The sequence below is a fragment of the Pontibacter liquoris genome, from assembly GCF_022758235.1.
In the GTDB taxonomy this organism is placed as follows: Bacteria; Bacteroidota; Bacteroidia; order Cytophagales; family Hymenobacteraceae; genus Pontibacter; species Pontibacter liquoris.
Genome location: NZ_JALEBG010000001.1, coordinates 2,451,404 through 2,477,002 on the forward strand (window position 1 = coordinate 2,451,404; position 25,599 = coordinate 2,477,002).

Genomic DNA, 25,599 nt, shown 5'->3' on the forward strand with positions numbered 1-25,599 from the left:
AACCGTATATTTGTACGCAAATCTCTTATACTATGCGAAATTCAAAAATTGCCGGTGTTGGCCACTATGTTCCGGAAAGGGTTGTGACCAACAAAGACCTGGAGAAGATCATGGATACGTCTGATGAGTGGATCAGGGAGAGAACCGGGATTGTGGAGCGCCGCTACTTTGTAGAGGGTGTTGATACGACCTCTAACATGGGCGCAGAGGCTGCCCGCAGGGCGCTGAAAATGGCCGGACTGGAACCAGCAGACCTGGACATGATCGTATTTGCGACCTTAAGCCCGGACTATGTATTTCCGGGATCCGGAGTGCTGTTGCAGCGCGAACTGGGCATCAAGGAAATCCCAGCGCTAGATGTGCGCAACCAATGCTCGGGCTTTGTGTATGCCCTATCGGTAGCCGACCAGTTCATCAAAACCGGCATGTATAACAATGTGCTGGTGGTAGGTTCTGAGATCCACTCCAGCGGCCTGGACTTCTCGACACGGGGCCGCGGCGTTTCGGTAATCTTTGGCGACGGTGCCGGCGCGGCAGTGCTCACCCCTTCCGATAGCAACGAACAGGGCATACTTTCCACCCACCTGCACGCCGACGGCGAATTTGCTGAAGAACTGGCGACCATCGACCCGGGCAGCAATAAGAAAAACCGCCTCACCCACGAGATGATCGACGAAGGCACCATTTACCCCTATATGAACGGCAACACCGTGTTTAAGCACGCGGTTACGCGCTTCCCGGAGGTGATCACAGAAGCCCTGCAGAAAAACAACTATCAGCCCTCCGACATTGATATGCTGATCCCGCACCAGGCTAACCTGCGCATCACGTCCTATATACAGCAGAAAATGCAGCTGCCGATGGAAAAAGTGTTCAGCAACATTCACAAGTATGGCAACACCACGGCAGCCTCCATTCCCATCGCCCTGAGCGAAGCAGTGTTGGAAGGACGCATCAAGGAAGGTGACCTGGTGTGCCTGGCCGCTTTTGGCAGCGGGTTTACCTGGGCCTCAGCCCTCATCCGGTGGTAGTTTTAATTAACTGAGTTTTGAATCACTGAATAACTGAACCTTGTATCAATGATGGAGTGAAGGGGCGGAGTTTATATTTACTGTCATCCCATTCAATGATTCAAAATTCAGTTATTCAAAATTTAAAAAAGCGTGCATAGCTTCACCGAGGAAAACTATATCAAAGCCATCTACAAGCTGTCGGGCGGTGGCGAACAGGGCGTGAGTACCAACGCGCTGGCTGATGCGCTGGCGACCAAAGCAGCTTCGGTAACCGATATGCTGCGCCGGCTGAGCGCCAAGAACCTGGTGCACTACATCAAATACCGGGGTGTCACGCTCACGGAAGCGGGCGAGGCAGTGGCGCTGCAGATCATCCGCAAGCACCGGCTTTGGGAAGTGTTTTTGGTAGAGAAGCTCCACTTTAGCTGGGACGAGGTGCACGAGGTGGCCGAAGAACTGGAGCACGTGCGCTCCGAACTGCTCATCCAGCGCATGGATGCGTTTCTGGGGCATCCCAAGTATGACCCGCACGGCGATCCGATTCCATCGGAAGATGGGAAGATGAAGCCGAAAAAGCAGAAGCTGCTAGCCGACATGGAAGTAGCGGAAGCCGGGGTGGTAGTGGGCGTAAACGATTCGCAGCCCCTTTTTCTGCAACACCTCGACAGGATGGGTATTTCGCTGGGGAGCCGGATCGAAGTAGCGGATCGCATACCCTATGACAACTCCCTGGAGATCCGGCTGGAAGGCAGTAAAACCCTGCACCTCTCCTACGAGATCACAAAAAACATCTACCTGTCGGCCTGAGGCAGCACAGGAAATCAGGCAAGCAAGTATACTTTATACAACCCATGGAAACCAAGTTAACGCAGGAGCCTTTATCAGGTAAGTCTTTAGGCGAGGTTCACTCTTCTATTGATACAACGAGCCAGACAGGCTTCTGGAAAAAGCTGTTTTCTTTTCTGGGGCCGGCCTACCTGGTAAGCGTGGGGTATATGGACCCAGGCAACTGGGCGACCGACATTGCCGGGGGCAGCCAGTTTGGGTATAAGCTGTTGTGGGTGTTGCTCATGTCAAACCTGATGGCCATTCTGCTGCAAAGCCTGAGTGCCCGCCTGGGTGTGGTGCGCGGCAAAGACCTGGCGCAGGCTTCCCGCGAGGCTTACCCCAGCTACATCAATATCCCGCTCTACATTCTGGCTGAAATTGCGATTGCCGCCTGCGACCTGGCCGAAGTGCTGGGCATGGCCATTGGTTTGCAGCTGCTGTTTGGCTTGCCGTTGATCTGGGGCGTCAGCCTGACAGTGCTGGACACTTTCCTGCTGCTTTTCCTCATCAACAAGGGCATGCGCAAAATGGAAGCGTTTATACTGGTGCTAGTTACCATTATAGGCGGCGCCTTTGTGCTGGAAATGTTTTTTGCCAAGCCCGATGTAGGCGAACTGGTGCAGGGCTTTATTCCTTCCATCCCGAACAGCGACGCCCTCTACATTGCCATCGGTATAATCGGCGCTACTGTAATGCCGCATAACCTATACCTGCATTCCTCGCTGGTGCAAACGCGCAAGATCGAGCGCAGCAGCGACGGCATCCGCAAAGCGATCCGTTTCAACAACATCGACTCGGCTGTTGCTCTGAACCTGGCCCTGTTTGTGAACGCAGCCATCCTGATACTGGCGGCGGCCGCTTTCTACAAAAACGGCATGTACACCGTTTCCGAGATCAAAGATGCCCACAAGTTCCTGGCGCCATTGCTGGGCAGCGAGTGGGCGCCGGTGCTGTTTGCCGTGGCCCTTATCGCGGCCGGCCAGAGCTCCACGCTTACCGGCACGCTAGCGGGTCAGATCGTGATGGAAGGTTATTTGAACCTGCGCATCCAGCCCTGGCTCCGGCGTATGATCACCCGTTTGCTGGCAGTGGTGCCTGCCCTGTTTGTGATCATCTATTTTGGCGAAGATGCCACCGGCGAGCTGCTAGTGCTAAGCCAGGTTATACTTAGTTTGCAACTGGGCTTTGCTGTTATTCCGCTCATCCATTTTGTAAGCCATAAACAGCAGATGGGGGAATTTGCCGCCGGCAAGTGGGCAAAAACCGGCGCCTGGCTTTCCGCTTCCATTATCGTGGTATTAAACGCAAACCTTGTCTACGAAGAGCTCACCGGCTGGCTACATACTTCACAGCACGCTTTGCTCATCGGGTTTGCGGTGGTTCCTGTGGTGATGGCCTGTGCCCTGTTGCTGCTCTATATTACGTTCCAGCCTTTCGTCCGGAAAGTGCGGGAACATCATACACCAGCCCCGCATTTTCAGCCGGTAAGCTACCAGCAGCCACTTGCCAGGCCCGTTTACTCCAAAATAGCCATCACACTCGATTTTACAAAAGCCGACAAGCAGGTCATCAACAATGCCCTGGCCATCGGCACGCCTGCCGCCGATTACCTGCTCATACACATTGTGGAAACGGCCGGCGCCCTGGTTATGGGTCCTGAAATCGACGATTATGAAACAGACTCGGACCGGCTCAACCTGGAGCGCTATGTGCAGGATCTCCGCAGCAAAGGTTACCACGTCACATACCAGTTGGGCTTTGGCAATCCTAAAAAGGTTATCCCCAAAATAGTCAAGCGCTACGAGGCCGAACTGCTGGTAATGGGCTCGCACGGCCATAAAATGATGAAAGACCTGATCCTGGGAACCACGATCGAAGCGGTGCGCCATGCCGTTAACATACCTGTACTCATCATCTGACAGCCCTCGTAGAAATAAGTATAAGGAATTGCTTGCTTCCTGCACAGGTTTGCCGGAGTCTATACTTCCTTTCAAAATCCTTCCAGAACAATCATAGAAGATTGGAATAAACAAGCGTCTCGCTGGATTTATACGCTAGTATGGGAGCGGAATTTTAATTGTGCCGGTTGATGTTTACCTTACAGTTGAAAACCGGAAGATTATACTTCTGAAAGCGCCACAAGATATGCTTAAAACGCCCCTGATCGGAACAGCCGCTGCCCTTACCCTGCTGGCTTCCGTCTACAAAGTAAATGAAACTGCCGCGGCAAACTTGCCGGGCACGGAGCTGGCTCAACCAAGTATAAAAGCGGAGCCCATCCACTGGCTTACGATCGAAGAAGCGGCAGCGCGGCAAAAAAAGGAGCCTCGCAAAATGATGATCGACGTGTATACCGACTGGTGTGGCTGGTGTAAGAAGATGGATAAGACCACATTTGCCGACCCGGAGCTGGCTGCCTATGTGAACGCCCATTACTATGCCATTAAATTGGATGCAGAAGGCAAGGACCCGATCACCCTGGATGGCCATACTTTTAAGTATAATCCTGAATACCGCTCGCATGAACTGGCAATAGCCCTACTGAACGGGCAAATGAGCTACCCGTCCACAGTTTACCTGGACGAGGAAATGAAAATGCTCTCGCCGGTCCCCGGCTACCTGGATGCACCTGCTTTCATGAAGATTCTCCGTTATTTTGGCGGCAATCACCATAAAACCATGACGTGGCAAGAGTATGAGAAGAAGTAGTGATGAGATTGCTTACCTCTGCTCCCTATAGTTAGGCAGCATCTTGTCTGGCAGCATTTAAGGCTGCGCAGTAAAAAGGCACTTCTATTTACGCCCTTTCGGACTTCTCAGTCCGAAAGTCACCCGCTGGGGATTTCTTAATCCCCGTTATTGTGGTTACCGTAGATTAGGAAATCCGGACTAGCCTACTAGTGAAGTATAGGCGCAATAGATTCTATGTAGTTGCAAAAAGCGTCACTCCCTTTCACAAAGATCCTTTCAGAATGACAACATCAAGCAGAAAAGGAAGGCACCGCAGGCGAGGCGAAACCCCAGCAAAGCGCTTAAAAATTGAAGTATAGTTTAGCACTACATCCCAGCATTTAACCAACTTTATTCCGCACTATACACATGCCAATCGCATACTGGCTATCACAGGTAACCACCACCTTAACACTGCACTCAAACAGGCGGTAGAAAACGTATAAAGCCAAAGTATAGTGAACTCAGGACCGACGAGAAAAAGACATATACAACGTAAAAACCAGCCAGGCTCAACGTATAAACAACAATACTGGTCCATGCAAAACGTCACTACTCACGAAAGCTTCACCGAGAAGTGTCCTGCCAAGGTATCCGAAAGCCATTACCTTCTAATCCTCCTGAACTTATCGTAACTTTGCATCTGCCTTAAGAATAAGAAACGATTAGTTTGATACATACCCTCACCACCACCGATACCATTGTAGCCGTTGCCACTGCGGCGGGTACGGGTGCTATTGCTGTCATCCGCTTGTCCGGACCTAAGGCCATCAGCATTACCAATGCCGTTTTTAAAGGCAAAGACCTGGCCGGGCAGCCCAGCCATACCATCCATTTCGGTACTATCCGCGATGGGGAAAAGGTGCTGGACGAAGTGCTGGTGTCGCTGTTTGTGGCGCCCCACTCCTATACCAAAGAAAACGTAGTGGAGATCTCCTGCCACGGCTCCGATTTCATTGTGCAGCAGATTGTAAAGCTGTTGCTCAGCAAAGGAGGGCGCCTGGCCAATGCCGGAGAGTTCACCAAACGCGCTTTCCTGAACGGGCAGTTCGACCTGGCGCAGGCCGAGGCGGTAGCCGACCTGATCGCTTCCGATTCTGCTCTCTCGCATGAGGTAGCCATGAAGCAGATGCGCGGCGGTTTTTCGCAAGAGATCAAGCGCCTGCGGGGCGAGTTGGTGCATTTTGCCTCCATGATTGAGCTTGAACTGGACTTTGGCGAAGAAGACGTAGAGTTTGCCGACCGCGAACAGCTGCGGGCGCTCATCAACAACATTCAAAGCATCATCCGCGAACTTTTAAAATCATTTGAACTAGGCAACGTCATCAAGAACGGCGTGCCGACCGTGATCGTGGGCAAGCCGAATGCCGGAAAATCCACCCTGCTCAACCAACTACTGAACGAAGAAAAAGCCATCGTGTCGGATGTGCCGGGTACTACCCGCGATTTTATTGAGGACGAGATTAACATTGGCGGCATCACATTCCGTTTTATTGATACGGCCGGGCTGCGCGAAACCACAGATAAAGTGGAAGCCATTGGTGTGGAGCGCACCATGCAAAAGCTCAGCCAGTCGTCGCTCATCATCTACCTCTTCGATATAACCGAAGAAACAGCCGAAGAGGTGCAGGCAGAGCTGGACCGGCTGAACCCAGACAAGCGCCCTATACTTGCTGTGGCCAATAAAATGGACCAGGCCTCGCCGGAGAAACTGGCTGCGCTACAACAAAGTATAACCGGCGTGCTGCCGATCTCTGCTGCCCAGGGAGCAAACCTGGACGAGCTGAAGCAGGCCCTGGTAGACAAAGTAACACTGGGTAAACTCAACACCCAGCAGCAGACCATCGTGACCAACCTGCGCCACGTCGATAGCCTGAATAAGACCTATGCGGCGCTGGATGATGTACTCAATGGCCTGGCTCTCGGCATCAGCAACGACCTGGTAGCCGCTGATATTCGTCGTGCACTGTATAGTTTGGGTGAGATTACAGGCGAGATCACGACGGATGATCTGCTCGATAATATTTTCACGAAGTTCTGCATTGGAAAGTAACCAGCCATACTTCTAACAAACACTAAAAAAGCCGGCGCATAATTGTTTGCCGGCTTTTTTATTTCTCCGCTTTCGGGTTATGCAAATATCTACTTTATTGCATATAATTGCGGCTCACTTTGTTCATCAGCTAAAATCAAGCAAACGCAGGTTATTCAAGCTGTTCCGGACAATAAAATAGGAGACTACTATTCAAACTATATTACTTTCAACCTTCAACTTCTTTTATGAGAAAACTTTTACTTCTATGCTTGTTCGGACTTGGTTGCTTTTACGAGGCTGATGCTCAGCAAGCGGCTATTTTAACAAATGATTCGACAACCCAGGAAAGCGTTGCCCCTTACAAACCTGTTCGGTTGTTGTTAAGCGGTTCTTTTGAGTTTGGTGGCGACGAAGTGGCGAAAGTATACTTCACGAATGGGGATGACCAATCGGTAAAAGCAGGACAGGGTGTTTCTGCAGCCGTAGGAGCTGAATTCCGGTTCCGGAAAGTAGAAAACCTACTATTACGCGCTACCGTTGGCTACAAATACGTAACCACGCAGGCTGATAACGTGCACATCAGACTCACCCGGATACCGCTTCATTTTACAGCTAACTGCATGGCCACGGACAAGATCAGGCTGGGAGCCGGCATTGTGACCCACCAGGCGATCAAATTCAACGCAGATGGCATTGGCGAAAACCTCACCTTTAAAGCCGCGGCCGGTCCTGTTTTTGAAGTTGCTTACAGCGGCATAGGCTTGTCGTATACCATCATGAAGTACCAGGATAATGCGCATACTTCCTACGCTGCCAACGCCATTGGGGTAACCTTCAGTGGTGTCTTGCCCCGCATTACCCAAACCAAAACAAGCAAATAAGTACGATTTGTCTTCTCATATCCTTATGGGAAATAGCTTATAGAAGCTGCACTTCCTTTTTGTAAAAGCCCGTCATGCCGCCCTGCATGATGGGCTTTTTTCATGATTCAGCTATTCTCTTATTAAAGGTAGGTACCTGGAAGCACGCTGAACGGGTGCATCGTATATAATGTCATGGTAGTAGAACCCTTCAGGCAGGAGCTATACTTTAAGTGCATGCTGCTTGAAACTACCATCCTAAACAAACGACTTTAGTTGCCTTTCGCCTGGTAAGTATAAGTATCCTTTGCATGCCAGCTTTACGCAGCTACTTCCATGTTTCTGTTCCCTCCCTTCTTATTTCGACGCACTCCTGTGCAAATTCCAGTGCGTATAAATGCGTAGCTGCGCGCTATATACCAGTATTTACATGTAATTAAACGGTATATCCCATTTCTTCAGAAGCTGGTAACAGGCCAACCCCGTATAGGGAGCAAACGCAACGTATAGTGTGGAATTGAAGGGATTATTATACTGATTGATTGAAGGCTGGGAAGCGGACGTGCTGGAATGGGTGCTTTGCATGGCCCTTCCCTTTCTTTCACACATGAAGCTGCATACCAACCTGCCGTGAGGGCAGAAAAATAAAAACAGGAGCTGGCTATACGGCCAGCTCAAACAAATATATGATAGAACTCGAAGAGTTGGCCGCCAGGCTCAGTAACAGCAACCTGCTGCTTTTAAAAGAAAACAATACCTACTTAGAGTGTCAGTTTGTAACAGGAGGCCTTGTTTGCCATGTAGTACCCGTCAGGAACAAAATTCTTGCCCAGGCCCTGCAGCAAAAGAGCATACGCGGCATCATAGAGGGCACCCATTACCTCAGCTTCCAAAATAACTTCAGCAGTTTCTGCTTACATGTCAGAGCCCGGGTACTTTATGCAGAATTAAGGGCCAGCACGGCCGAATACCAGCTGAGCTACCCGCAACTTGCCGTAGCATAATGCCTGATGGGATAATGGCAGGTACCACCTGTTATGCAGCATCCCCGCCGTTGCTTTTCTTCTTTCCGGCTTCAACTTGCCTGATTTCCTCTTCACATACAATCGCAAAATATGCTGCCGAATCAGCAGCAGGGTGCCGTAAGGATAAGTATGTTTATAGAATTCCCTTTTACTTTAACACTTACACAAGCCATGGGCTGCAGGCACAGGTTTATCGTTAGAAACAGGGCAAATACTGTATATTAGCACGTACTTTTAACTGTAAAGCCCCATGATTCTCTTTGAGAATAGTATCATCAAGCTCGATTATACGCCTGCTACCGACATTCTGGCTGTCGGGTATCCGGATCTGCACGGCTTTCTGCTTCCTGAGATCAAGCACAACATTGATATCCTGATCGATACTGTCAAGAATTATGATGTAAAGAAGGTGCTGCTCGATGCATCCCATACGGTTATGTCGGTGGGTATGGAAGAAAGCAGGGAAGTAACCATTTACCTGGCCCAGGGCTTTTCCAGAACCCGCGTCGAGAAGATCGCCCGTCTCCAGTCGCTGAACGAGACCATTGAAATGCGGGCAAAAGCAACAATGCAACATCTGGCCGAAATACAGCTGCTCCCCTTTCAGTTGCAAAATTTTTCGGTGAAAGCCGACGCGTTAGCCTGGTTACAGCATTAACCCGATAGCACCTATACCTGCCGGCACATACTTTTTCGTTATGTACCCTTTAAGCTGGTTTTTACCTGAAAAATCTGGTATAAAAAGCAGCCTTTCTGTTGAAGACCGAACGTAGCTAAACCCGTTATTTGCGGCATTCGCTTAGCTAAGGCAAACGCGCCTAAAACAAAACACGGTTTATACTTACTAAACTAAGTATAAATTACTTCCGTATACAAAATCCATAAAACTTTTTAACGGATTGAAGAGGAGGAAACGTGCAGTTTGATATAGATAAGTTTTTTGACCGGTTACAGGAACAGGGGCTTTCAAAGCGGGAAGCCAGCCAGGCGGTTTTCAAGGAAATAAAAGATGCGGAAAACCAGAAGATCGCTTTTTTAGACCAAGCCAGTGAGAACCCTGATTATTATAAATTGATAAGCAATCACATCGATAGCTATATTATTTACCTGAAGGTATTACATAACCGCATTGCGCCACACGAACAGGAAATGCCGGAAGTGCAGCCTTACGATACCTCGAAAGCAGTAGCCTACCACACCATGAACCTGCTCATGCAACTCGAGCAGTTAGAGCGATCAAGGTTCACCAAAGTATACAATGCATCCCGTAAAAACAGGCCGGGCGCAGCCTGATGGCAGCCCTAACATTTAAGAACTAAATTGCAGACATTCTATGGCGCAAGCATCCGCTTGTGCCTAGTCCGTTCTTGTGCCAGGCTCTTTTAACAATAAGAGTCCGAAGTACAGAAGCAATGCAGGCACAAGCGGACGCTTGCGCCAGTAGATGTCTAGAAGTGCCAGTTGGCTGCTACCCATGCTCAGAGGTTAACGCCAGCATACTTATAGGTATACCTTAAATACTATTTGTCCCTTACTGTTGCTTCCGGAAAGTACTGACCGGGAACAGGCGGTGATCGTCCAGCATCAGCACATAAGGCGAGCCGTTCCAGTGAATGACAGGCACCATCTCCGGGGGCTGTGCAGGTTGGTGTATGGGAATGGCTACCAAGGCATTGCCGATATAAGTGATATCCTCCAGGCCAAGCCGGTCCGCCACATAGGAGACAAACATTTCTTTTTCTTCTGGGGAGGAAGTAAACCCAATCTTGTGCGGGATAAGGCTGTCGGGGGCATCCTCCCGTAGATAAATAAGCTTAGTATAGGTGTTGATCGAGATCTCCGGCACGGTCAGGCGGGGCACATTGGTGATCGACCCGGCAATGTCGGCCAGCACCCGCTCGCTGGTTTCCAGGTTCTGCCTGCGGGCTTCTTTCACTTCTTTCCGCTCTTTCCGGAACGGGCCAGACACCATCCTTCGGATAACGGCATCAGCCCTGGCGGTGGCCGAGCGCGTGGACCTCACCTGCTGCCGGTGCACATCCAGGATCACGGTAAAGGTATTCAGGAAATGGTCCGTATGCTGCAGGTGAAAAAGCTCCAGCTCATACGCCCGGCTCCGCTCGGCCAGGTAAGTATGGATGCGCTCTGTTTTGTCGTGCACGTCCTTTATTTTTTGCGCGTAAGGCGTGCCTTTATACCTGCCCTGCAGCGCCTGCAAGGCCGAAAGCCTTTGTTTGGAATCCCGGATATAGGCTGCTTCTTTTACGTTGATGGGGACAGGCGTTCCTGCAACCGTCCTGTTGCCTGCAGGCCCTTTTTGCCCGAAGAGGCCCTGCAGAAAGTCTCTCATTTGGTAAGGATCTTTTTAAGATGCTGCGTTTCAATTTCCACCTGTATCTTTTCCGATGCTCTCAGTTCCTCTAAATACCGGTCCAGGTTTTGAAGGTATAGGTCCAGGAGCGCTTCCTGTTCGGAATTCAGAAAATTGTCGGGCGAGGGTTGCTGCGCTTCTTCCAGGGCCATTATTCTGTTTCAATTTGTTTCGATTTGCCAAACGAGCCGATGATCTTGCTGTTCAGTTCCTCCTGCACGGCCGCCAGCTCCTTCACAGCTTCCAGCCTTTTTTTACTTCCTTCTTCCGATATCTTCAGCACGGCATCCACCGTCTCCACCATGTCGCGGTTCACTTTTTTAAGCGTGTCCACATCCACAATGCCGCGCTCGTTCTCTTTGGCCGCACTCACCACGTTGGTCTTCAGCAGCTGCGAGTTTTTCAGGAGCATCTCGTTGGTGGTATCGGTTACCTTTTTCTGGATCTCCAGCGCCTTGCGTTGCTTCTCCAGCCCCAGGGCAATGGCTACCTGCTGGCGCCATACCGGTATCACCGTCACAATAGAGTTCTGTATCTTCTGCGCCAGCACATCATTGGTGGTCTGTATCATCCGGATCTGGGGCATCGACTGCGTGGCAATCGTGTGGGAGAGCGTTAGGTCATGGACTTTCTTTTCCAGGCGGTCTTTAAAGGCCACCATATCGCTGAGGCGCTGCACGGCCAGCTCGTCCTGATCGCTTTGTTCCACCTCGGCCTGCAAAGCCGGGATAGTCTCTGTTTCAAGCTCTTCGATCTTCATTTTACCCGCCGCAATAACGGCGCGCACCTCGTGGATGTATTCCACCGCCTGCTTAAACATCACCTCCAGGCTGGTGGAGTCTTTCATGATACTTTGCCGGGTCTTCTCCAGGCGTACCACCACCGCATCCACATTCTCGGCTACCGAATTATACTGGCTGGCTAGGCGGGCTGTCTTATCTTTTATCTTTTTTGCAAAGGGCAGCCGCGACAAAAAGCCCCGCTTCTCCTCCTCGTCTACCTTGATCATGTTGATCTGGGCCAGCAGGTCGTTGATGGCCGTACCGGCATCGCCTGAGTCTTTGGCTTTTACTTTGGTGAGCAGCTCATTGGAATAATAGCCCAGCTTGCGCTGCGTCTCCACACCGAAGTTAGTAAGGGTTTCGGGCTTTGTCGGATCAATGGTCTTCGAGAGGTCCCGGGCGCGCTGCTGTAGTTGCTCTTTGTTCTCGGGAATGGTGATGTTGGTGTTTTCCATGGGGTTATTCTCCAAAATGCTGTTTTTGCAGGTTATCTAAGGAATTTAGGTTTTTGTTGATGTTGGCAAGTCGGTCGCTGTTCTCATACCATTCTATTTCGTTTAGCGGCAGGTAGTCGCCCAGCAGGTCGCGGACTTCCCGCAGCAGGGCCTCCCCTTTCCTGGTCCGGAACGCCGGGTTTTTGTAAGCGGCGCTGAGGTATTCCACCTTTACCTGTCCGCCACTGGTTATGGCCAACTCCCTGACTTCAGCCACCAGCTCCGACGATTGGTTCTGTTCGGTGACGATGGTTTTATACACGCCTTTGTGCTTTTCTTCCAGGGCCGTGGTCAGCAGCGCCCGGGCTTCTTTTATCGCCTTACGCAGGCGCAGGTTAGGGTTGATATAGTGGCCGAACATGTACCCTAGCGCGGCTCCTATGAGTAAGGTCCAGAAAATAAGCATATGATTTTTAGCTATGTATGCGATAAAAATACTTTATACCCTATACGCGGAACGGGCCAGAGCAGTCGATTTTAGCGGAAAGCAAAACCGGCAGCCGACTACGTACAACTACGTACACTATCAACGCAAAACACGCAATTTATTTTACAGTTACTGATTTCATCCTCCTGGTGCTGCCAAAGCCCGCCCGGGTTACGTATACCAATTACCTTCTTCTATGTCTTTCTGCCTCCGGCCTTTAACGGAAAAAGTTTTAAAACGGCGTGCGTAGCAGGACTTTATTTAAAAATGATGGAAATTCTTGAGCTTAAAATAATGCGGGGACCCAATTACTGGTCTATCAAGCATCCCAAGATCATTGTGCTGAAACTGGACCTGCAGGACCTGCAGCATTCCCACACAAGCGACGTGCCGAACCTGGCACAGAAACTTCAGAAGCTTTTCCCGGAGATTATCAAACATCGTTCCTCAGAGGGGACGGAAGGCGGCTTTCTGCGGCTGGTGAACGAAGGAACGACCTTTAGCAAAGTGGTGCAACATATTGCGCTGGAATTACAAACCATGGCAGGTATGAACAGCGGGTATGGAAGATGCTATGGCACCGGCCAGCCGGACATAGATTACGTGGTATTCTCGTACCAGCAGGAACGGGCTGGCGAATATGCCGCCGAGGCCGCCGTGCGCATTACGGATGCCCTGGCCCGGGGCGAGCGGGTGAACGTGATTCAGGATGTGGCCCGGATGCACCAGATACGGGAAGATGAGTATTTCGGCCCCAGCACCGAAGCCATTGTGCAGGAAGCTGTGAACCGCAACATCCCATACATCCAGAACAAGCAAAGCGACCTCATCCACCTGGGGTATGGCGTGAACCAGAAGCGCATTCAGGCGGCCATGACCAATAACACCTCCTTTTTTGCCGTAGAGAATGCAGGCAATAAAAACGTGACCAAGGCTATACTGGAAGAATCCGGAATTCCGGTGCCACAGGGCCTTACGGTATACAATACCCACGAACTGGAAGAAGCAGTGGACGTACTGGGCTACCCTATCGTAACCAAGCCGCTGAACGGCAACCAGGGAAAGGGCGCCAGTATTAACCTCCAGACCTGGAAAGAAGTGCTGAAAGGCTTTGCCGAAGCCCAGCGCTATTCCGAAGCCGTGATAGTAGAACAGTTCATCCAAGGCAACGACTACCGCATGCTAGTGATAGCAGGGAAGTTTGTGGCAGCGGCCCGGCGCACGCCGGCCATGGTAACGGGCGACGGCACTTCTACGATCCGGCAGCTGGTAAACCAGGTGAACAAGGACCCTAGGCGCGGGGTAGGCCACGAAAAAGCGCTCACGCACATCAAAATAGATAAGATCTCACGGGGTATCCTCCGAGAGCAGGGCCTTACACTGCAATCGGTGCTACCAGCCGGGCAGGTGCTTTACCTCAAAAGCACGGCCAACCTGAGTACAGGCGGCACGGCAGCCGATGTGACCGACCTTGTTCACCCTTATAATATCCTGATGGCCGAGCGGATTGCCGGAACTATCGGGCTGGATATCTGCGGCATTGATGTGATGACGAACGACATTGCCATACCACTGCCCGAAACAAGAGGCGCCGTAATAGAAGTGAATGCCGCGCCGGGTTTGCGGATGCACATCTCCCCTACTGAAGGGCTACCCCGCAACGTGGCCGAGCCGATCCTGAACATGCTGTTCCCCTATGGCTCCCCTTCGCGCATTCCGATCGTGGCGGTTACAGGCACCAACGGCAAAACCACCACCACCCGTCTGATCGCCCATATCCTCAACTTTAAAGGCTACAAGGTAGGCTACACCACTACCGACGGTATTTACATACAGGGCCGCAAGATCATCAAAGGCGATACCACAGGTGCTTACAGCAGCGAGTTTGTGCTGAAAGATCCTACCGTAAACTATGCCGTGCTGGAGTGCGCGCGGGGTGGCATGCTGCGCTCGGGCCTTGCCTTTCGGCAGTGCGACATTGGCGTGGTGATGAACGTGTCGGAAGACCACCTGGGTCTGGGCGACATTAATTCCGTAGAAGAAATGGCCCGGGTAAAAGCAGTGGTGCCCAAAACGGTGTGCTCCAACGGGTATGCGGTTCTGAATGCCGACGATGACCTGGTATTTGGAATGGCTAGCAGCCTGCGCTGTAAGATTGCCCTGTTCAGCATGGACGAAGAGAACCCGCGCATCATCGAACATATTTCCAAGGGCGGGCTGGCGGCCGTGTATGAAGCCGGCTATATTTCCATCTTCAAAAACACGTATAAGATCCGTATCGACCGCGTGGCCGATATCCCGCTTACCTTTGGCGGCAAAGCCCGGTTCAACATCTACAATGTGCTGGCCGCCACACTGGCCGCCTATACTTCGCACATGGAGATCAACGAGATCCGGACCGCGCTCCGCACCTTTATACCTTCTGCCGAAACTACGCCCGGCCGCATGAACCTCTTTAAACTGCCTAAAGCCGAAGTGCTCATCGACTATGCCCATAACACGGCCAGCATGGAAGCCATCAGCGACTTTATCAACCAGTCGGACGCAAACCATAAGATCGGCATTATTGCGGGTGTAGGCGACCGTCGCGACGAGGATCTGAAAGCAGTGGGCCGCCTGGCAGCGGAGGTGTTCGACGAGATCATTATCCGCCAGGACAAGGACCTGCGCGGCCGCAGCGGCAAGGAGATCAACCACCTGCTGAAGGAAGGCATTTTTACCGTAAAGCCCTACCTGGAGCCCCGCGAAATAAACCAGGAAACGCGTGCCCTGGCTTATGCCCTCGAGTACGCGCCGGAAGGGTCCTTTATCGCTCTCTTTGCCGAAGATATACCCGAAGCCGTAAAGCTGGTAGAGAACTTCCGCGTGATCCAGCACCGCAACGCAGCCTCCGATCAGCAGGAAGTATAAAGTACCTCGTTTTGGTTTGATCAAAAGCCCTCGCAGTGTCTTCGGATGTTGCTGGGGCTTTTTGTTGGGGGAGGGTTTGCTTGAACACCACCATAAACGTGTATAGGTCCACATTGAGATAGTCTTTCTTGATGTACGGATAAAAGAAGTATACTCAAACTAGAGGCAAAATGAAATCTTATATTATATTTACTATATATAGACAATATTATTCCTCTCTATTCAAATGAAAAAACACATACTCCTGCTTTTATTTATACTATTTGCGTTTGCATGTCAGGCTCAGACAGTTTATAAAACCCGAACTGGTGCTAAGTATCATGTGAAGACATGCCACTATTTGAAAAGCTCTATTGAAACTACTGTAGCTCAGGCGCAGGCTGAAGGACTTACTGCCTGTAGTGTTTGTAAGCCATCCGGTGGTAATTCAGCAGCTATAAACAGGTCTGAAATCAATACTGACAACCAAACTGGAAGTTCTTCTTCTAGTACAACAACATCGGTTAGTGTACAATGTTCTGGCACAACGAAAGCTGGTGCAAGATGTAAGCGTATGACTACAAGCACAAACGGCAGGTGTTACCAGCATTAATTCTATCCAAATTATATGACATCAACTGACCTCCTCTCCCACTTCCAGAACATTAATACCTGGAAAAGCAAAGGCACGCGTGCACCGCACAAGCCGTTGCTTATACTTATGGCTTTGGGAGAGATACAAAGAGGAAACACAGGTTTTATACCTTACATAAGTATAGAGCCTAAGCTGAAGGAATTGCTCATTGATTTCGGGCCGTTTAGAAAAAGCTATTACCCTAATTTCCCATTTACTAAGCTAGCGAATGATGGGCTGTGGCAACTCAATGAACCTGGTCTGATCAATACCAAACAAGATTATACTTCAAAGTTTCTGCGGGAACACCACGTAGCTGGCAAGTTTCCGGATCAAGTAACACAACAGCTCAAGCAAAATCCGGAGCTACTGAAAAGTATAGCTGAAGTTATACTTGAGCAGAACTTCCCGGATACGCTGCACCAGGACATACTAGATGCAGTTGGTCTGGATTTAACAATAACACCTTCAGACCGCATTATCAAATCACCCCGAAAACGTGACCCTCTTTTCAGAGAAAGTATACTGAAAGCCTATCAATACCAGTGTGCAGTCTGCGGTTTTAGTGTTCGGCTGCGGCACCAGTTGCTTGCCCTGGAAGCTGCCCACATCATGTGGCACCAGGCGGGCGGCCCTGATGTGGAAGTAAATGGTTTAGCCTTATGCGCCACGCATCATAAGCTTTTTGACATGGGCGCTTTTACCGTCACATCAGAGTTGAAGATGCTGGTATCAGATGAAATAAACGGGCATGGCGCTAACGAATGGCTGCTGCAGCACAATGGCCGGTCCATTAAACCGCCGCAGAAGAAAGCCTTCTACCCTACTCCCGAATTCACCAATTGGCACGTGAACGAAGTTTTTAAAGGCGGCTATCGCGATCTTTAAGCGATACTTGCTACCTTACGTTCAATCTTTACCAGACTGCCATAGTATGTCGAAACAACCGCATTACACCCCCATTGTCCGGGAGGCTTTCAGCCTATACCTCGACGAGGTCATCGACCTGGATACCTTGGCAGAACGGCTTCGGGAAATTGAGCTGCAGGTACTGGCTGATGACGAGGAGGATGAAACGGGCAAAGGCTTGTGGTTCCGCTTCTTCGAAGGCGATCCACTGAAAACCACCATCGCCGACATTGAAAAGGAGCTCAGCGACCCTGCCCATCCCAGCTACAACATTTTACGGCAGGGCATTGCGTTTGGCCTGCAAGCCGATGAACTGGAAGTGCACTATACTTAAAAGCTAGCCGCAGCCACTGAAATCAAAGCAAACTTTACTCCCTAAACAGCACACCCAAATGACGGACCTTATTGACCTGGCTTTGTTTATCTGCTACTTCCTGCTTGGTTATGTAGCAGCCGGTATCCTGCGCACTTACCTGTACAGAAGAAGCCAATAGTTCTGAGCCATCTTCTGTAGATCATACTTTAACCAAGGCGATTACCTGCCTCCCATTCTCTGATCATACTATCTTCCGGTACCTGCTACAGCGCAAGCCCAAACAGGTCTATAAACAAAAAGCCGCTCCGGAAGGCTCCGAAACGGCTTTTATTAAACAAACAGTAATTTCTTAGAAGCCACTTACATTTAGGCGGCCACCAGTTACGCACTTACCGGATAGCGAAGCTGTCGGGATAGCGCTGCTCAGTATCGCGTTCTTAATAGCGGCTGCCGTAGAGCCCGGATGTGAGGCCGCATACAGGGCCACACCACCAGTTACGTGCGGTGTTGCCATCGACGTACCGTTGTAAGAGGCATAGCTGTTGTAGGCCACAGACGAGTAGATAGCTGAACCTGGCGCGCCGATGTCCACAGTTGTAGCACCGTAGTTAGAGAACGACGACTTGGCACCTGTGTTGGTAATGGCCGCAACGGCTATTACGTTCGGCAGGTCCATGTTAGACGGATAGCTTTCCACGGCGTCGTTGTTATCGCCTACACCATCGCTGCCACCGTTTCCGGCTGCCGCTACGAACAGGATCTCCTTGCTGTTGGCACGGTTAACGGCATCATATAGGGCCTGCGAGAAACCGCCGCCGCCCCAGGAGTTGTTGCTAGCTACGATGTTCATGCCATGGCGTGTTTTCAGGTCTGTCAGGTAATCCACGGCTTTCACGGCATTAGCTGTTGTACCGCCTCTACGCCCCAGAAACTTGCAGGAGATGATGGTTACGTTCCAGTTAACTCCTACTACGCCTGCGCCGTTGTTTTTACCGCCTATGGTGCCGGCTACGTGCGTGCCATGGTTGTCGAGGCTGCCTCTTGTGCCGCCATCGTATACTTCGTTGTCGTTGCCATCAAAGTCCCAGCCATGCACGTCGTCCACATAGCCGTTGCCATCGTTATCGATGCCATCTACCGGGTCATTCGGGTTTGTCCATACCTGGCCGGCCAAGTCAGGGTGCGTATACTGCACGCCTTCGTCGATGATGCCTACCACTACAGAAGAAGAGCCGGTGTGGCCGGCTGCCCAGGCTTCCGCTGCCTGGCTGCCATACTGGTTAGCCGGCGAGGAAGCATCGCCATACATACCCCACAGCGAGCCGTTCGTAAAGTAAGGGTCCGAGCTGGTGGCGCTGGCCTCGTAAATGTAGTTTGGCTCGGCAAACGCAATTTCGGCGGCTCCTTTTAGTTTACCTACTGCTTCCAGTGCAGCCATTGGCGTGTGCACCAGCACTAGACCTTCCTTATCGCCGAAGCGCTCCATGGTTTTGGTCAGGATCTTTTCTTTTACATTGCCGCTGATATGGGCCAGGGCTTTCGCACGGGCTTCTTCAGAAACACCGGCTTTGAATTTCACGAGCACTTCGTTGGCTACAAAGTTACGTCCGTTGCTCACAGCATCCTGCTGCTGTGAGGTGGCTAATTCCTTGTTTTCTAGTAAAGCTTCCTGATCGCAGCTTGTCAGGAAGGAGGCTGACAGAAGAGCCATTGCAACAGCAGACTTTCCTGCTGTTAAGTAGTTTTTGATCATACGTAAGTTGTTTAGGTTAGTAACGATGTTCCTAAATTGCCAGAATAAACATATAATCGAAAGGAATAAACGCGCGGCCAGGTAACATTTGCCATCACACCCATTTACTGCATTATAGCAAAAGGTTACAGGATTTTACAAACTACTTTCAGGAAATCTAGCCTTATTCCATGCTTGAAAATGGCACGAAGTAACAATAGTAATTTTCTATACTTAATACAATTCTTTATTACCGTTTAAACATACTTCCATTTCCGGCTTGTAACAGAGCTAAAAAGAAGGTGGCCCTGCTCCGGCTTGCTTCTGAAAAGTAGTTGGGTAAGTATGACGTAGCTACCTGTAACAAACCTTCGGGCTTGGCAACTTCCCGTATAACGAACCTACATTTCCTGATAGCCGGCAGGAGCGAATTTCTGTTCAGGCAAAAACATTCGCCCGGAACTTATTAATAAAAACAAAGATTCTGTACCTTTATCTAAACCTAAAACCCTACTCCCATGGCAAAGTCACAAGACGCAAAAAAGGAGGTTAAGAAAAAGCCGGCTAAAACTACCAAAGAAAAGCAGGCCGCCAAGCAGGAAAAGAAAAAGAACAGCTACGATTAAGCTCCTCCTGCCGAAGTGATCGTGTGTTGCTCCCGCCAACCGGGTGCAGCCCCGTGAGCTACCTTCCTGACATAACAAGAAAGCCACCCGCAACCGGGGGGCTTTCTTGTTATACTTGCCTGCTATACTTGTTTTTACTAGTTCAGGCTGTAAACGCTATTGAACCAACACCTACCAAAAGGCAGTACAGTTTACTTTGGAGAAAGAAGCGCAAGATGTAGGTCTATACTATATTGAAAGCTGGCAGCCAGGAATAGAAGCCTATGCAATTTGCTCCCAAGATCCTTTCAGGATGAAAAAAAAAGAAAGCAAGCCCTTATTCCTAAGAAGGAAATTGTGCTACGAAAGCCTTCCTATAGTATAGAAGTTTATAATAGTATAGAAGCTGTTCACAACTGAAGCTATACTTACCAGATTCTTTTCCTGCAAGCACATGTCATTTCGACGTTAGGAGAAATCTGAAAGAATTAAAGACGCGAATTTCCCCTAACGTCGAAATGACGGCAAGACTACTTTCTAAATTACAGTAAGTAATCCTTCTAACAACTTACTGGTAGTATACCTGCTTTCAAATCAGGCGCTTTTCCTGCGGAGTTCCAGCACGGTCACTTCGGGCCAGATACCTACCCTACCTGAAAAACCGATAAAGCCAAAGCCGCGGTTCACGTAAAGCTGCCGGTTGTTTTCCTCGGCCAGGCCGGCCCAATGCTTGTAAATATACTGCACAGGGCTCCATCTTACCAGGGGCGTTTCTACGCCCACCTGCATGCCGTGTGTGTGCCCCGACAAAGTAAGGTGTATGTGCGTGGGGTGATGTTTCACGATCTCTTCCCAGTGCGAGGGGTCGTGCGAAAGCAGGATCTTAAAGGCTTTTTCATCCACACCAGTCAAGGCTTTGTCTAGATCGCCTTTCTGGATAAAGCCTTTGCCCCAGTTCTCCACGCCTACAAGCGTGAGCTTCTCCCCTCCTTTTTCGATCGTCACGTGTTCGTCGAGCAGCAGGCGGTAGTCCAGTTCGGCGTGATGCTGCTTCAGGCGGACCATGTTCTGCTCGTGCGCTGCCTCGCTAGGCCATTGGTGGTACATGCCGTAATCATGGTTACCTAGAATAGAGAACTGTCCGTAAGGTGCTTTGATCTGCTTGAAAAGGTCGATATAGGGCACGATCTCGGGCGCCAGGTCATTCACCAGGTCACCGGTAAACACGAACATATCCGATTTCTGTGCTTTCACCAGGTCGATGCCCCGCTGCACGGCTTCGGCATTATCAAAGCTGCCGGAATGCACATCCGAGATCTGCGTGATAGTAAAGCCGTCAAAAGCCTCCGGCAGGTCGTCGAAGTATACAACTTGCCTGTGCACGGTGAAATCATATTTGCCTTTGGTTACGCCATACAGGAAAGAGGCGAACGGAATGCCGGCCATTACCAGGGCCAGCTGGCTCATGAAGCGGCGGCGCTCCGGCAACAGCTTTTCGGTACGCTGCCCGCGCGGGCGGCGCACCAGGCGAAAGGCAGCAGCCACCACCCTGTACATATCTTCCAGGAACAGGACAAGTATAAAGATCAGGATGGTGACAAAGTATGTCAGAAAAGCATTGATGGTCCACTGCGTAAAAGCTGTGGCATGGTCGGTGGAAAAGCGTAGGTAAAAGGCATAGGCAAAACTGCCCATCAGCACAAAAAAGAGCGCCCAGTAGCCGCCATGCACCGCCTGGCGCAAGGTGGAAGACTGCCATTTGGCCGTAAGTTTTTTGATACCCTGAAACGCATACCAGTGCATAAAAAGGGAGATGATCCCCATGATTATAATCAAATTTCGCATTCGTTTTTTTAGTTTGTAAGCCGGGCACCTTTCAATAAAGTGCCCCGGAAAGGAAAAGCAGCGGTACAAGATAGGGAAATATCAGCGCTGCCAGAAACCGTCCTACACGAAACAAGCAAAAACCAGGCTATGTTTTACCTGCGTATGATTTCAGAAGATTTACGCTGCTACGAGGTATAATTTGCAATACCATAAATAGGCTGCTTCTGTATACTTGCCGTGAGCTCTTGTGAACGATAAGGCAAAAGACCGGCAAGTGGTACCTGTAACAAAGTATAGCCAGGCACTCCGCTAACGGGAGAATTTCTGCTGCGCCCTTGAAACCTGCGCTCAACTATTTATACTTGCAGGTTGTTTAAAGAAACAAACGTCCTTAAACACTTACGTACATGGAGGAGATGAACCCGGAGAACTGGAACGAGGCGCGCTACAAAGAGCTGAACACCTACTTCCGCATTAAAATAGAGCATATGCTGCGCACCGATACGCACATGCAGGAGCAACTGGAGCAAAACCCCAAACTGGAGCTTGCCGACCTGGTGGCCCACTTTTCGGAAGAAGACCAGGAGCGCTGGAAAGAGTTTATCGCGCTGGACCAGCAGAAAATGAAAGTTGATATGTGGAACCACCTGAATGGCACCGGCACGCGCTACGAACCGGGTATCGGTTTTACCAGCACCGAAGACGATACAACCTGGTAACAGGCCGCTTCCGTTGACTAACAAAGTATAACGCTAGTGTTTAGCGGTGCTGCTCATAAACGGTTGCCGGAACAGCCTGCTGCAGGGCCTGCAGCACGTCTGCTGGAAGCGGCGGGGCAGCGGCTGCCTGCAGTGCGGCGTTTAACTGCGCGGGCGTTCGGATACCCAGCACGGCGGACGTAACGGCCGGGTTTTGCAGCACGAACCGTACGGCTATACTTGTGGCCGTATGCGCACCACCGGCCTTTTCGGCAACTACACCTGCTGCCTTTTCCACTTCTGCGGAAGTATAATTGAGGTAGGCTTTGGGTGCTTTGCCCGCCAGTAATCCCTGCGCCAGGCTCCCGCGGGCAAGTACGCCAATGTGGTGCTCCTGCAACAGGTCCAGGCAACTTTCTTCGGGTCGGCGGTCCAGCAGGCTGTACTGCATCATCACGCTGGTTATCCCTGCGCGCTGCACATACTCCCGGATCACGTTGGGGCGGATAGAGGAAATGCCGTAATGCCGAATCTTACCCTGCTGCTTTAACTGTTCAAATGCGTCGATCACCTCATCGATCGGATCGTCGAGGGTGCCGCCGTGCAGCTGGTAAAGGTCGATGTAGTCGGTCTGCAGGCGTTGCAGGCTTTTCTCCACGGCTCCAAGCAGGTAGCGTTTGGCAGGGTTCCAGTCCCAGCCGCTGCCATCGGGCCGCCACTGGTTGCCTCCTTTGGTTGCGATCACCACTTGGTCGCGCATCTCTTTAAAAGCCTGGCCAACGAGCTTTTCATTCTCGCCTTTGTCGTACAGGTCGGCTGTATCAAAAAAAGAAACTCCTTTATCGAAAGCCTGTTGCAGCAAACGCACGCTGCTGGCCTCGCCCGCTGCCAGCGACATACAGCCGAAGCTCACTTCGCTCACCTGCAACCCGGATCTGCCTAATTTTCTGTATTTCATCTTTCGCTTCCAGTATGCTCTGCTAACGCTCTGCCCCGTAGAAATGTTTGTGCCCATCACCATCGCGCATTTCTGCTAAGCGCAGCCATCAGGTATAGCATAGGATATTGGAGAGGGGGTTTTCGTAGATTTTACATGCGAAGTGGCCAAAATTGTAGGCTTATACGATGCAATTACTGCCTGCTTCGCCCCGTAATATTGAAACTTTTTCGCCACTTAGCGTTTATTAATCAGGCGGCTGCATGGCCGCACATTAATATAGAGGTGATTTAATGATTAAAGGGTATACTACTTTTCATTTTATTACATTTTTACATAATTTCGCTCTCCAAGAGACATAACAACGGACATAAACCAAAAAGACACATGTCAGACCACGCTGAAATTATATTAGACGGTAAATCCTACAAATATCCAATTGTTGTAGGTACAGAAGATGAAAAAGCCATTGATATCTCTAACCTGCGTTCCGACAGCGGTTATATTACATTAGATTCTGGTTATAAAAATACGGGTGCTACCAAAAGTGCGATCACCTTTCTGGATGGTGAGCTGGGCATTCTGCGTTACAGAGGTTACCCGATCGAGCAACTGGCTGAAAAGTCGAGCTTTATCGAAGTAGCTTACCTGCTCATCTACGGCTCACTGCCAACAGAAGCAGAACTGAAAGACTTCAGCAACAAGATAAAAGTGCATACCCTGGTAAACGAGGACATGCGCAAGATCCTGGACGGATTCCCTTCAGCGGCGCACCCAATGGGCGTACTTTCTGCCCTGGTTAGCTCCCTGACTGCTTTCTACCCTGAGTCGCTGAACCCGAACCAGTCAAAAGAAGAAGTAGACCTGTCGATCATCCGTTTGATCGCCAAGATCTCCACCATCGCGGCCTGGTCGTATAAAAATTCGATTGGCCATCCGGTAAACTATCCGAAGAACAACCTCGACTATTGCTCAAACTTCCTGCACATGATGTTTGCGTACCCTACCGAGGACTATGAAATCAACCCGGTGATCGTGGATGCGCTCAACAAGCTGCTCATCCTGCACGCCGACCACGAGCAGAACTGCTCTACCTCTACTGTGCGCCTGGTAGGCTCGGCGAATGCCAGCCTGTATTCTTCTGTTTCTGCCGGTATCAATGCCCTGTGGGGTCCGCTGCACGGCGGTGCCAATCAGGCTGTGATCGAAATGCTGGAAGCCATCAAAGCCGACGGTGGCGACTCGAAGAAGTATATTGCCAAAGCAAAAGACAAGGACGATCCGTTCCGTTTGATGGGATTCGGCCACCGCGTGTACAAGAACTTTGATCCGCGTGCCACTATCATCAAAAAAGCAGCCGACGAAGTGCTGACGGCGCTGGGCGTGAACGACCCGATCCTGGACATTGCCAAAGAACTGGAAGAAGCGGCTCTGACCGATCCATACTTTGTAGAGCGCAAGCTGTACCCGAACGTTGACTTCTACTCCGGCATTATCTACCGTGCGCTGGGCATCCCAACCGACATGTTCACGGTGATGTTCGCCCTGGGCCGCCTGCCCGGCTGGATTGCACAGTGGAAAGAGATGCGCGAGCAGAAAGAGCCGATCGGCCGTCCGCGCCAGGTCTACACCGGCGAAACAGAGCGCGACTATGTTGGCATAGCGCAACGCTAAGTTATACTTACCATAAAAACAAAAAGGCTGGTCTTGCGATCAGCCTTTTTGTTTTTATGTACTTTTTGTTGTGAGGTTACTTTAGAGATTAAGGCTCGGTGTATACATTCTGCTGTACTTGGTAGCTGATCAGACTCAGTAGTTTTATACTTCCGGCTATACTTGGTAGATGGCTGACTTATGCTGATTATTGTTTTCTGCTGTACCAGATGCTTGAGTTCTTCTTCAATGCTGTCTTCTGCTATACTTGGTAGCTAGCTTTCTTCCTCAGTTTTATACTTGCCTTGTTTCAGCTTTGGCTTTGGAGCGCTCCAAGCCCGCGAGGGCTCGTCCTTTGCCATCGCACTGTGGCGTGAAGCTGCCCTAGCGGGCTGCCTTGCAGGCACCGCAACACACCAAGGCGCTCAACCCAAGGACTGGGATCAATCCGATAGCTACTGTTTATACTTTAGTATAAGTATAAGCTTCAACTTTATCAGCATTGTATTTACGTAGGGACAGGTCGCGACCTGTCCGCGCGATGGCAGCTGCCATGAAACTTCAGCCAAAGTATAGCAGAAGCAGAAAGTCCCCCTTTGAAGGGGGTAGGGGGATGTTCTTTCTTTATCCGAAACTAAGCAGCTTATTCTTCGGCTCAAGTATAAACTTACTCTTCATGCCTCTTTCCTATTCTGTCATCCTGAAAGGATCTTGGTGGAAGGGAGTTTAAGCTATTACTACAACGCTTATACCTCAACAGCAGCAACGAAAGGCTCCCCTCCTGGGGGTAAGGGCACTCTTAAAAACAAGGAGGGATCAGGGTGGTTGGACCCG

21 protein-coding genes are annotated in these 25,599 nt (G+C 50.5%); 14 read left to right on the forward strand and 7 right to left on the reverse strand.

Features of this window, described 5'->3' with window-relative positions; translation table 11 throughout:
- Window positions 1–32 precede the first annotated feature (32 nt).
- The 9 genes from LWL52_RS10145 (at window position 33) to LWL52_RS10185 (ending at window position 9,784) form a co-directional block, all read left to right on the forward strand.
- Window positions 33–1,031, forward strand: a complete 999-nt coding sequence (locus LWL52_RS10145; protein ID WP_242919447.1) for a 3-oxoacyl-ACP synthase III family protein — start codon at window positions 33–35, stop codon at window positions 1,029–1,031.
- Between the two features lie 132 nt (window positions 1,032–1,163).
- A complete protein-coding gene (locus LWL52_RS10150) occupies window positions 1,164–1,820 on the forward strand; it encodes a metal-dependent transcriptional regulator (RefSeq protein ID WP_242919448.1) in 657 nt (218 codons plus the stop codon).
- 44 nt (window positions 1,821–1,864) lie between these two features.
- Window positions 1,865–3,760, forward strand: coding sequence for an Nramp family divalent metal transporter (locus LWL52_RS10155; protein WP_242919450.1), 1,896 nt, complete (start codon window positions 1,865–1,867; stop codon window positions 3,758–3,760).
- Window positions 3,761–3,986: 226 nt separating this feature from the next.
- The gene (locus LWL52_RS10160; RefSeq protein ID WP_242919452.1) at window positions 3,987–4,550 is read left to right on the forward strand and encodes a thioredoxin family protein; all 564 of its coding nucleotides are present in this window, start codon (window positions 3,987–3,989) and stop codon (window positions 4,548–4,550) included.
- A 685-nt stretch (window positions 4,551–5,235) separates the two neighbouring features.
- A complete protein-coding gene (gene mnmE / locus LWL52_RS10165; RefSeq protein WP_437179355.1) occupies window positions 5,236–6,624 on the forward strand; it encodes a tRNA uridine-5-carboxymethylaminomethyl(34) synthesis GTPase MnmE in 1,389 nt (462 codons plus the stop codon).
- Window positions 6,625–6,851: 227 nt separating this feature from the next.
- Complete coding sequence (locus tag LWL52_RS10170; protein WP_242919456.1) at window positions 6,852–7,487, forward strand: hypothetical protein; 636 nt, start codon at window positions 6,852–6,854, stop codon at window positions 7,485–7,487.
- 665 nt (window positions 7,488–8,152) lie between these two features.
- Window positions 8,153–8,470 carry a hypothetical protein gene (locus LWL52_RS10175; protein ID WP_242919458.1) on the forward strand — a complete coding sequence of 106 codons (318 nt, stop codon included), beginning with the start codon at window positions 8,153–8,155 and terminating at the stop codon, window positions 8,468–8,470.
- 271 nt (window positions 8,471–8,741) lie between these two features.
- Complete coding sequence (locus LWL52_RS10180; RefSeq protein WP_242919460.1) at window positions 8,742–9,149, forward strand: hypothetical protein; 408 nt, start codon at window positions 8,742–8,744, stop codon at window positions 9,147–9,149.
- 257 nt (window positions 9,150–9,406) lie between these two features.
- Complete coding sequence (locus tag LWL52_RS10185) at window positions 9,407–9,784, forward strand: hypothetical protein (RefSeq protein WP_242919462.1); 378 nt, start codon at window positions 9,407–9,409, stop codon at window positions 9,782–9,784.
- A 238-nt stretch (window positions 9,785–10,022) separates the two neighbouring features.
- Here the strand turns inward: LWL52_RS10185 and LWL52_RS10190 are convergent, their stop codons facing one another.
- The 4 genes from LWL52_RS10190 to LWL52_RS10205 are packed head-to-tail and all read right to left on the reverse strand — an operon-like array spanning window position 10,023 to window position 12,544.
- A complete protein-coding gene (locus tag LWL52_RS10190) occupies window positions 10,023–10,841 on the reverse strand; it encodes a hypothetical protein (protein WP_242919464.1) in 819 nt (272 codons plus the stop codon).
- Window positions 10,838–11,014: a hypothetical protein gene (locus tag LWL52_RS10195; RefSeq protein ID WP_242919466.1), complete on the reverse strand. Its 177-nt coding sequence runs from the start codon at window positions 11,012–11,014 to the stop codon at window positions 10,838–10,840. The genes LWL52_RS10190 and LWL52_RS10195 overlap by 4 nt, the downstream gene beginning before the upstream one ends.
- Window positions 11,014–12,099, reverse strand: coding sequence for a toxic anion resistance protein (locus tag LWL52_RS10200; RefSeq protein WP_242919468.1), 1,086 nt, complete (start codon window positions 12,097–12,099; stop codon window positions 11,014–11,016). Before LWL52_RS10200 ends, LWL52_RS10195 begins: the two co-directional genes overlap by 1 nt.
- Window positions 12,100–12,103: 4 nt before the next feature.
- Window positions 12,104–12,544, reverse strand: a complete 441-nt coding sequence (locus tag LWL52_RS10205) for a hypothetical protein (protein ID WP_242919470.1) — start codon at window positions 12,542–12,544, stop codon at window positions 12,104–12,106.
- A 288-nt stretch (window positions 12,545–12,832) separates the two neighbouring features.
- On the opposite strand from LWL52_RS10205, the gene cphA reads away from it, so the two are divergent.
- The 3 genes from cphA to LWL52_RS10220 all read left to right on the forward strand — a co-directional run bounded on the left by cphA (window position 12,833) and on the right by LWL52_RS10220 (window position 17,331).
- Window positions 12,833–15,475, forward strand: a complete 2,643-nt coding sequence (gene cphA / locus LWL52_RS10210; protein ID WP_242919473.1) for a cyanophycin synthetase — start codon at window positions 12,833–12,835, stop codon at window positions 15,473–15,475.
- Window positions 15,476–16,082: 607 nt separating this feature from the next.
- A complete protein-coding gene (locus tag LWL52_RS10215; RefSeq protein ID WP_242919475.1) occupies window positions 16,083–16,976 on the forward strand; it encodes a phosphorothioated DNA-binding restriction endonuclease in 894 nt (297 codons plus the stop codon).
- Window positions 16,977–17,022: 46 nt separating this feature from the next.
- Window positions 17,023–17,331: a hypothetical protein gene (locus LWL52_RS10220; RefSeq protein WP_242919477.1), complete on the forward strand. Its 309-nt coding sequence runs from the start codon at window positions 17,023–17,025 to the stop codon at window positions 17,329–17,331.
- Between the two features lie 331 nt (window positions 17,332–17,662).
- Here the strand turns inward: LWL52_RS10220 and LWL52_RS10225 are convergent, their stop codons facing one another.
- Window positions 17,663–19,066 carry a S8 family peptidase gene (locus LWL52_RS10225; RefSeq protein ID WP_255748974.1) on the reverse strand — a complete coding sequence of 468 codons (1,404 nt, stop codon included), beginning with the start codon at window positions 19,064–19,066 and terminating at the stop codon, window positions 17,663–17,665.
- Between the two features lie 1,178 nt (window positions 19,067–20,244).
- Complete coding sequence (locus tag LWL52_RS10230; RefSeq protein WP_242919479.1) at window positions 20,245–21,495, reverse strand: metallophosphoesterase; 1,251 nt, start codon at window positions 21,493–21,495, stop codon at window positions 20,245–20,247.
- Window positions 21,496–21,884: 389 nt separating this feature from the next.
- Between LWL52_RS10230 and LWL52_RS10235 the strand changes: the two genes are divergently transcribed.
- Window positions 21,885–22,196, forward strand: coding sequence for a hypothetical protein (locus LWL52_RS10235; protein WP_242919481.1), 312 nt, complete (start codon window positions 21,885–21,887; stop codon window positions 22,194–22,196).
- Window positions 22,197–22,236: 40 nt separating this feature from the next.
- Here LWL52_RS10235 and LWL52_RS10240 read toward each other — a convergent pair whose 3' ends face one another.
- Window positions 22,237–23,133, reverse strand: a complete 897-nt coding sequence (locus LWL52_RS10240) for an aldo/keto reductase (protein WP_302467789.1) — start codon at window positions 23,131–23,133, stop codon at window positions 22,237–22,239.
- A gap of 366 nt (window positions 23,134–23,499) precedes the next feature.
- On the opposite strand from LWL52_RS10240, the gene LWL52_RS10245 reads away from it, so the two are divergent.
- Complete coding sequence (locus tag LWL52_RS10245) at window positions 23,500–24,786, forward strand: citrate synthase (RefSeq protein ID WP_242919483.1); 1,287 nt, start codon at window positions 23,500–23,502, stop codon at window positions 24,784–24,786.
- Window positions 24,787–25,599 lie beyond the last annotated feature (813 nt).

Coding starts and splice junctions, on each gene's coding strand:
- LWL52_RS10145 (WP_242919447.1), top strand. CDS start 33: ATGCGAAATTCAAAAATTGCCGGTGTTGGCCACTATGTTCCGGAAAGG.
- LWL52_RS10155 (WP_242919450.1), top strand. CDS start 1,865: ATGGAAACCAAGTTAACGCAGGAGCCTTTATCAGGTAAGTCTTTAGGC.
- LWL52_RS10160 (WP_242919452.1), top strand. CDS start 3,987: ATGCTTAAAACGCCCCTGATCGGAACAGCCGCTGCCCTTACCCTGCTG.
- LWL52_RS10170 (WP_242919456.1), top strand. CDS start 6,852: ATGAGAAAACTTTTACTTCTATGCTTGTTCGGACTTGGTTGCTTTTAC.
- LWL52_RS10175 (WP_242919458.1), top strand. CDS start 8,153: ATGATAGAACTCGAAGAGTTGGCCGCCAGGCTCAGTAACAGCAACCTG.
- LWL52_RS10180 (WP_242919460.1), top strand. CDS start 8,742: ATGATTCTCTTTGAGAATAGTATCATCAAGCTCGATTATACGCCTGCT.
- LWL52_RS10190 (WP_242919464.1), bottom strand. CDS start 10,841: ATGAGAGACTTTCTGCAGGGCCTCTTCGGGCAAAAAGGGCCTGCAGGC.
- LWL52_RS10195 (WP_242919466.1), bottom strand. CDS start 11,014: ATGGCCCTGGAAGAAGCGCAGCAACCCTCGCCCGACAATTTTCTGAAT.
- LWL52_RS10200 (WP_242919468.1), bottom strand. CDS start 12,099: ATGGAAAACACCAACATCACCATTCCCGAGAACAAAGAGCAACTACAG.
- LWL52_RS10205 (WP_242919470.1), bottom strand. CDS start 12,544: ATGCTTATTTTCTGGACCTTACTCATAGGAGCCGCGCTAGGGTACATG.
- cphA (WP_242919473.1), top strand. CDS start 12,833: ATGATGGAAATTCTTGAGCTTAAAATAATGCGGGGACCCAATTACTGG.
- LWL52_RS10215 (WP_242919475.1), top strand. CDS start 16,083: ATGACATCAACTGACCTCCTCTCCCACTTCCAGAACATTAATACCTGG.
- LWL52_RS10220 (WP_242919477.1), top strand. CDS start 17,023: ATGTCGAAACAACCGCATTACACCCCCATTGTCCGGGAGGCTTTCAGC.
- LWL52_RS10225 (WP_255748974.1), bottom strand. CDS start 19,066: ATGATCAAAAACTACTTAACAGCAGGAAAGTCTGCTGTTGCAATGGCT.
- LWL52_RS10230 (WP_242919479.1), bottom strand. CDS start 21,495: ATGCGAAATTTGATTATAATCATGGGGATCATCTCCCTTTTTATGCAC.
- LWL52_RS10235 (WP_242919481.1), top strand. CDS start 21,885: ATGGAGGAGATGAACCCGGAGAACTGGAACGAGGCGCGCTACAAAGAG.
- LWL52_RS10240 (WP_302467789.1), bottom strand. CDS start 23,133: ATGAAATACAGAAAATTAGGCAGATCCGGGTTGCAGGTGAGCGAAGTG.
- LWL52_RS10245 (WP_242919483.1), top strand. CDS start 23,500: ATGTCAGACCACGCTGAAATTATATTAGACGGTAAATCCTACAAATAT.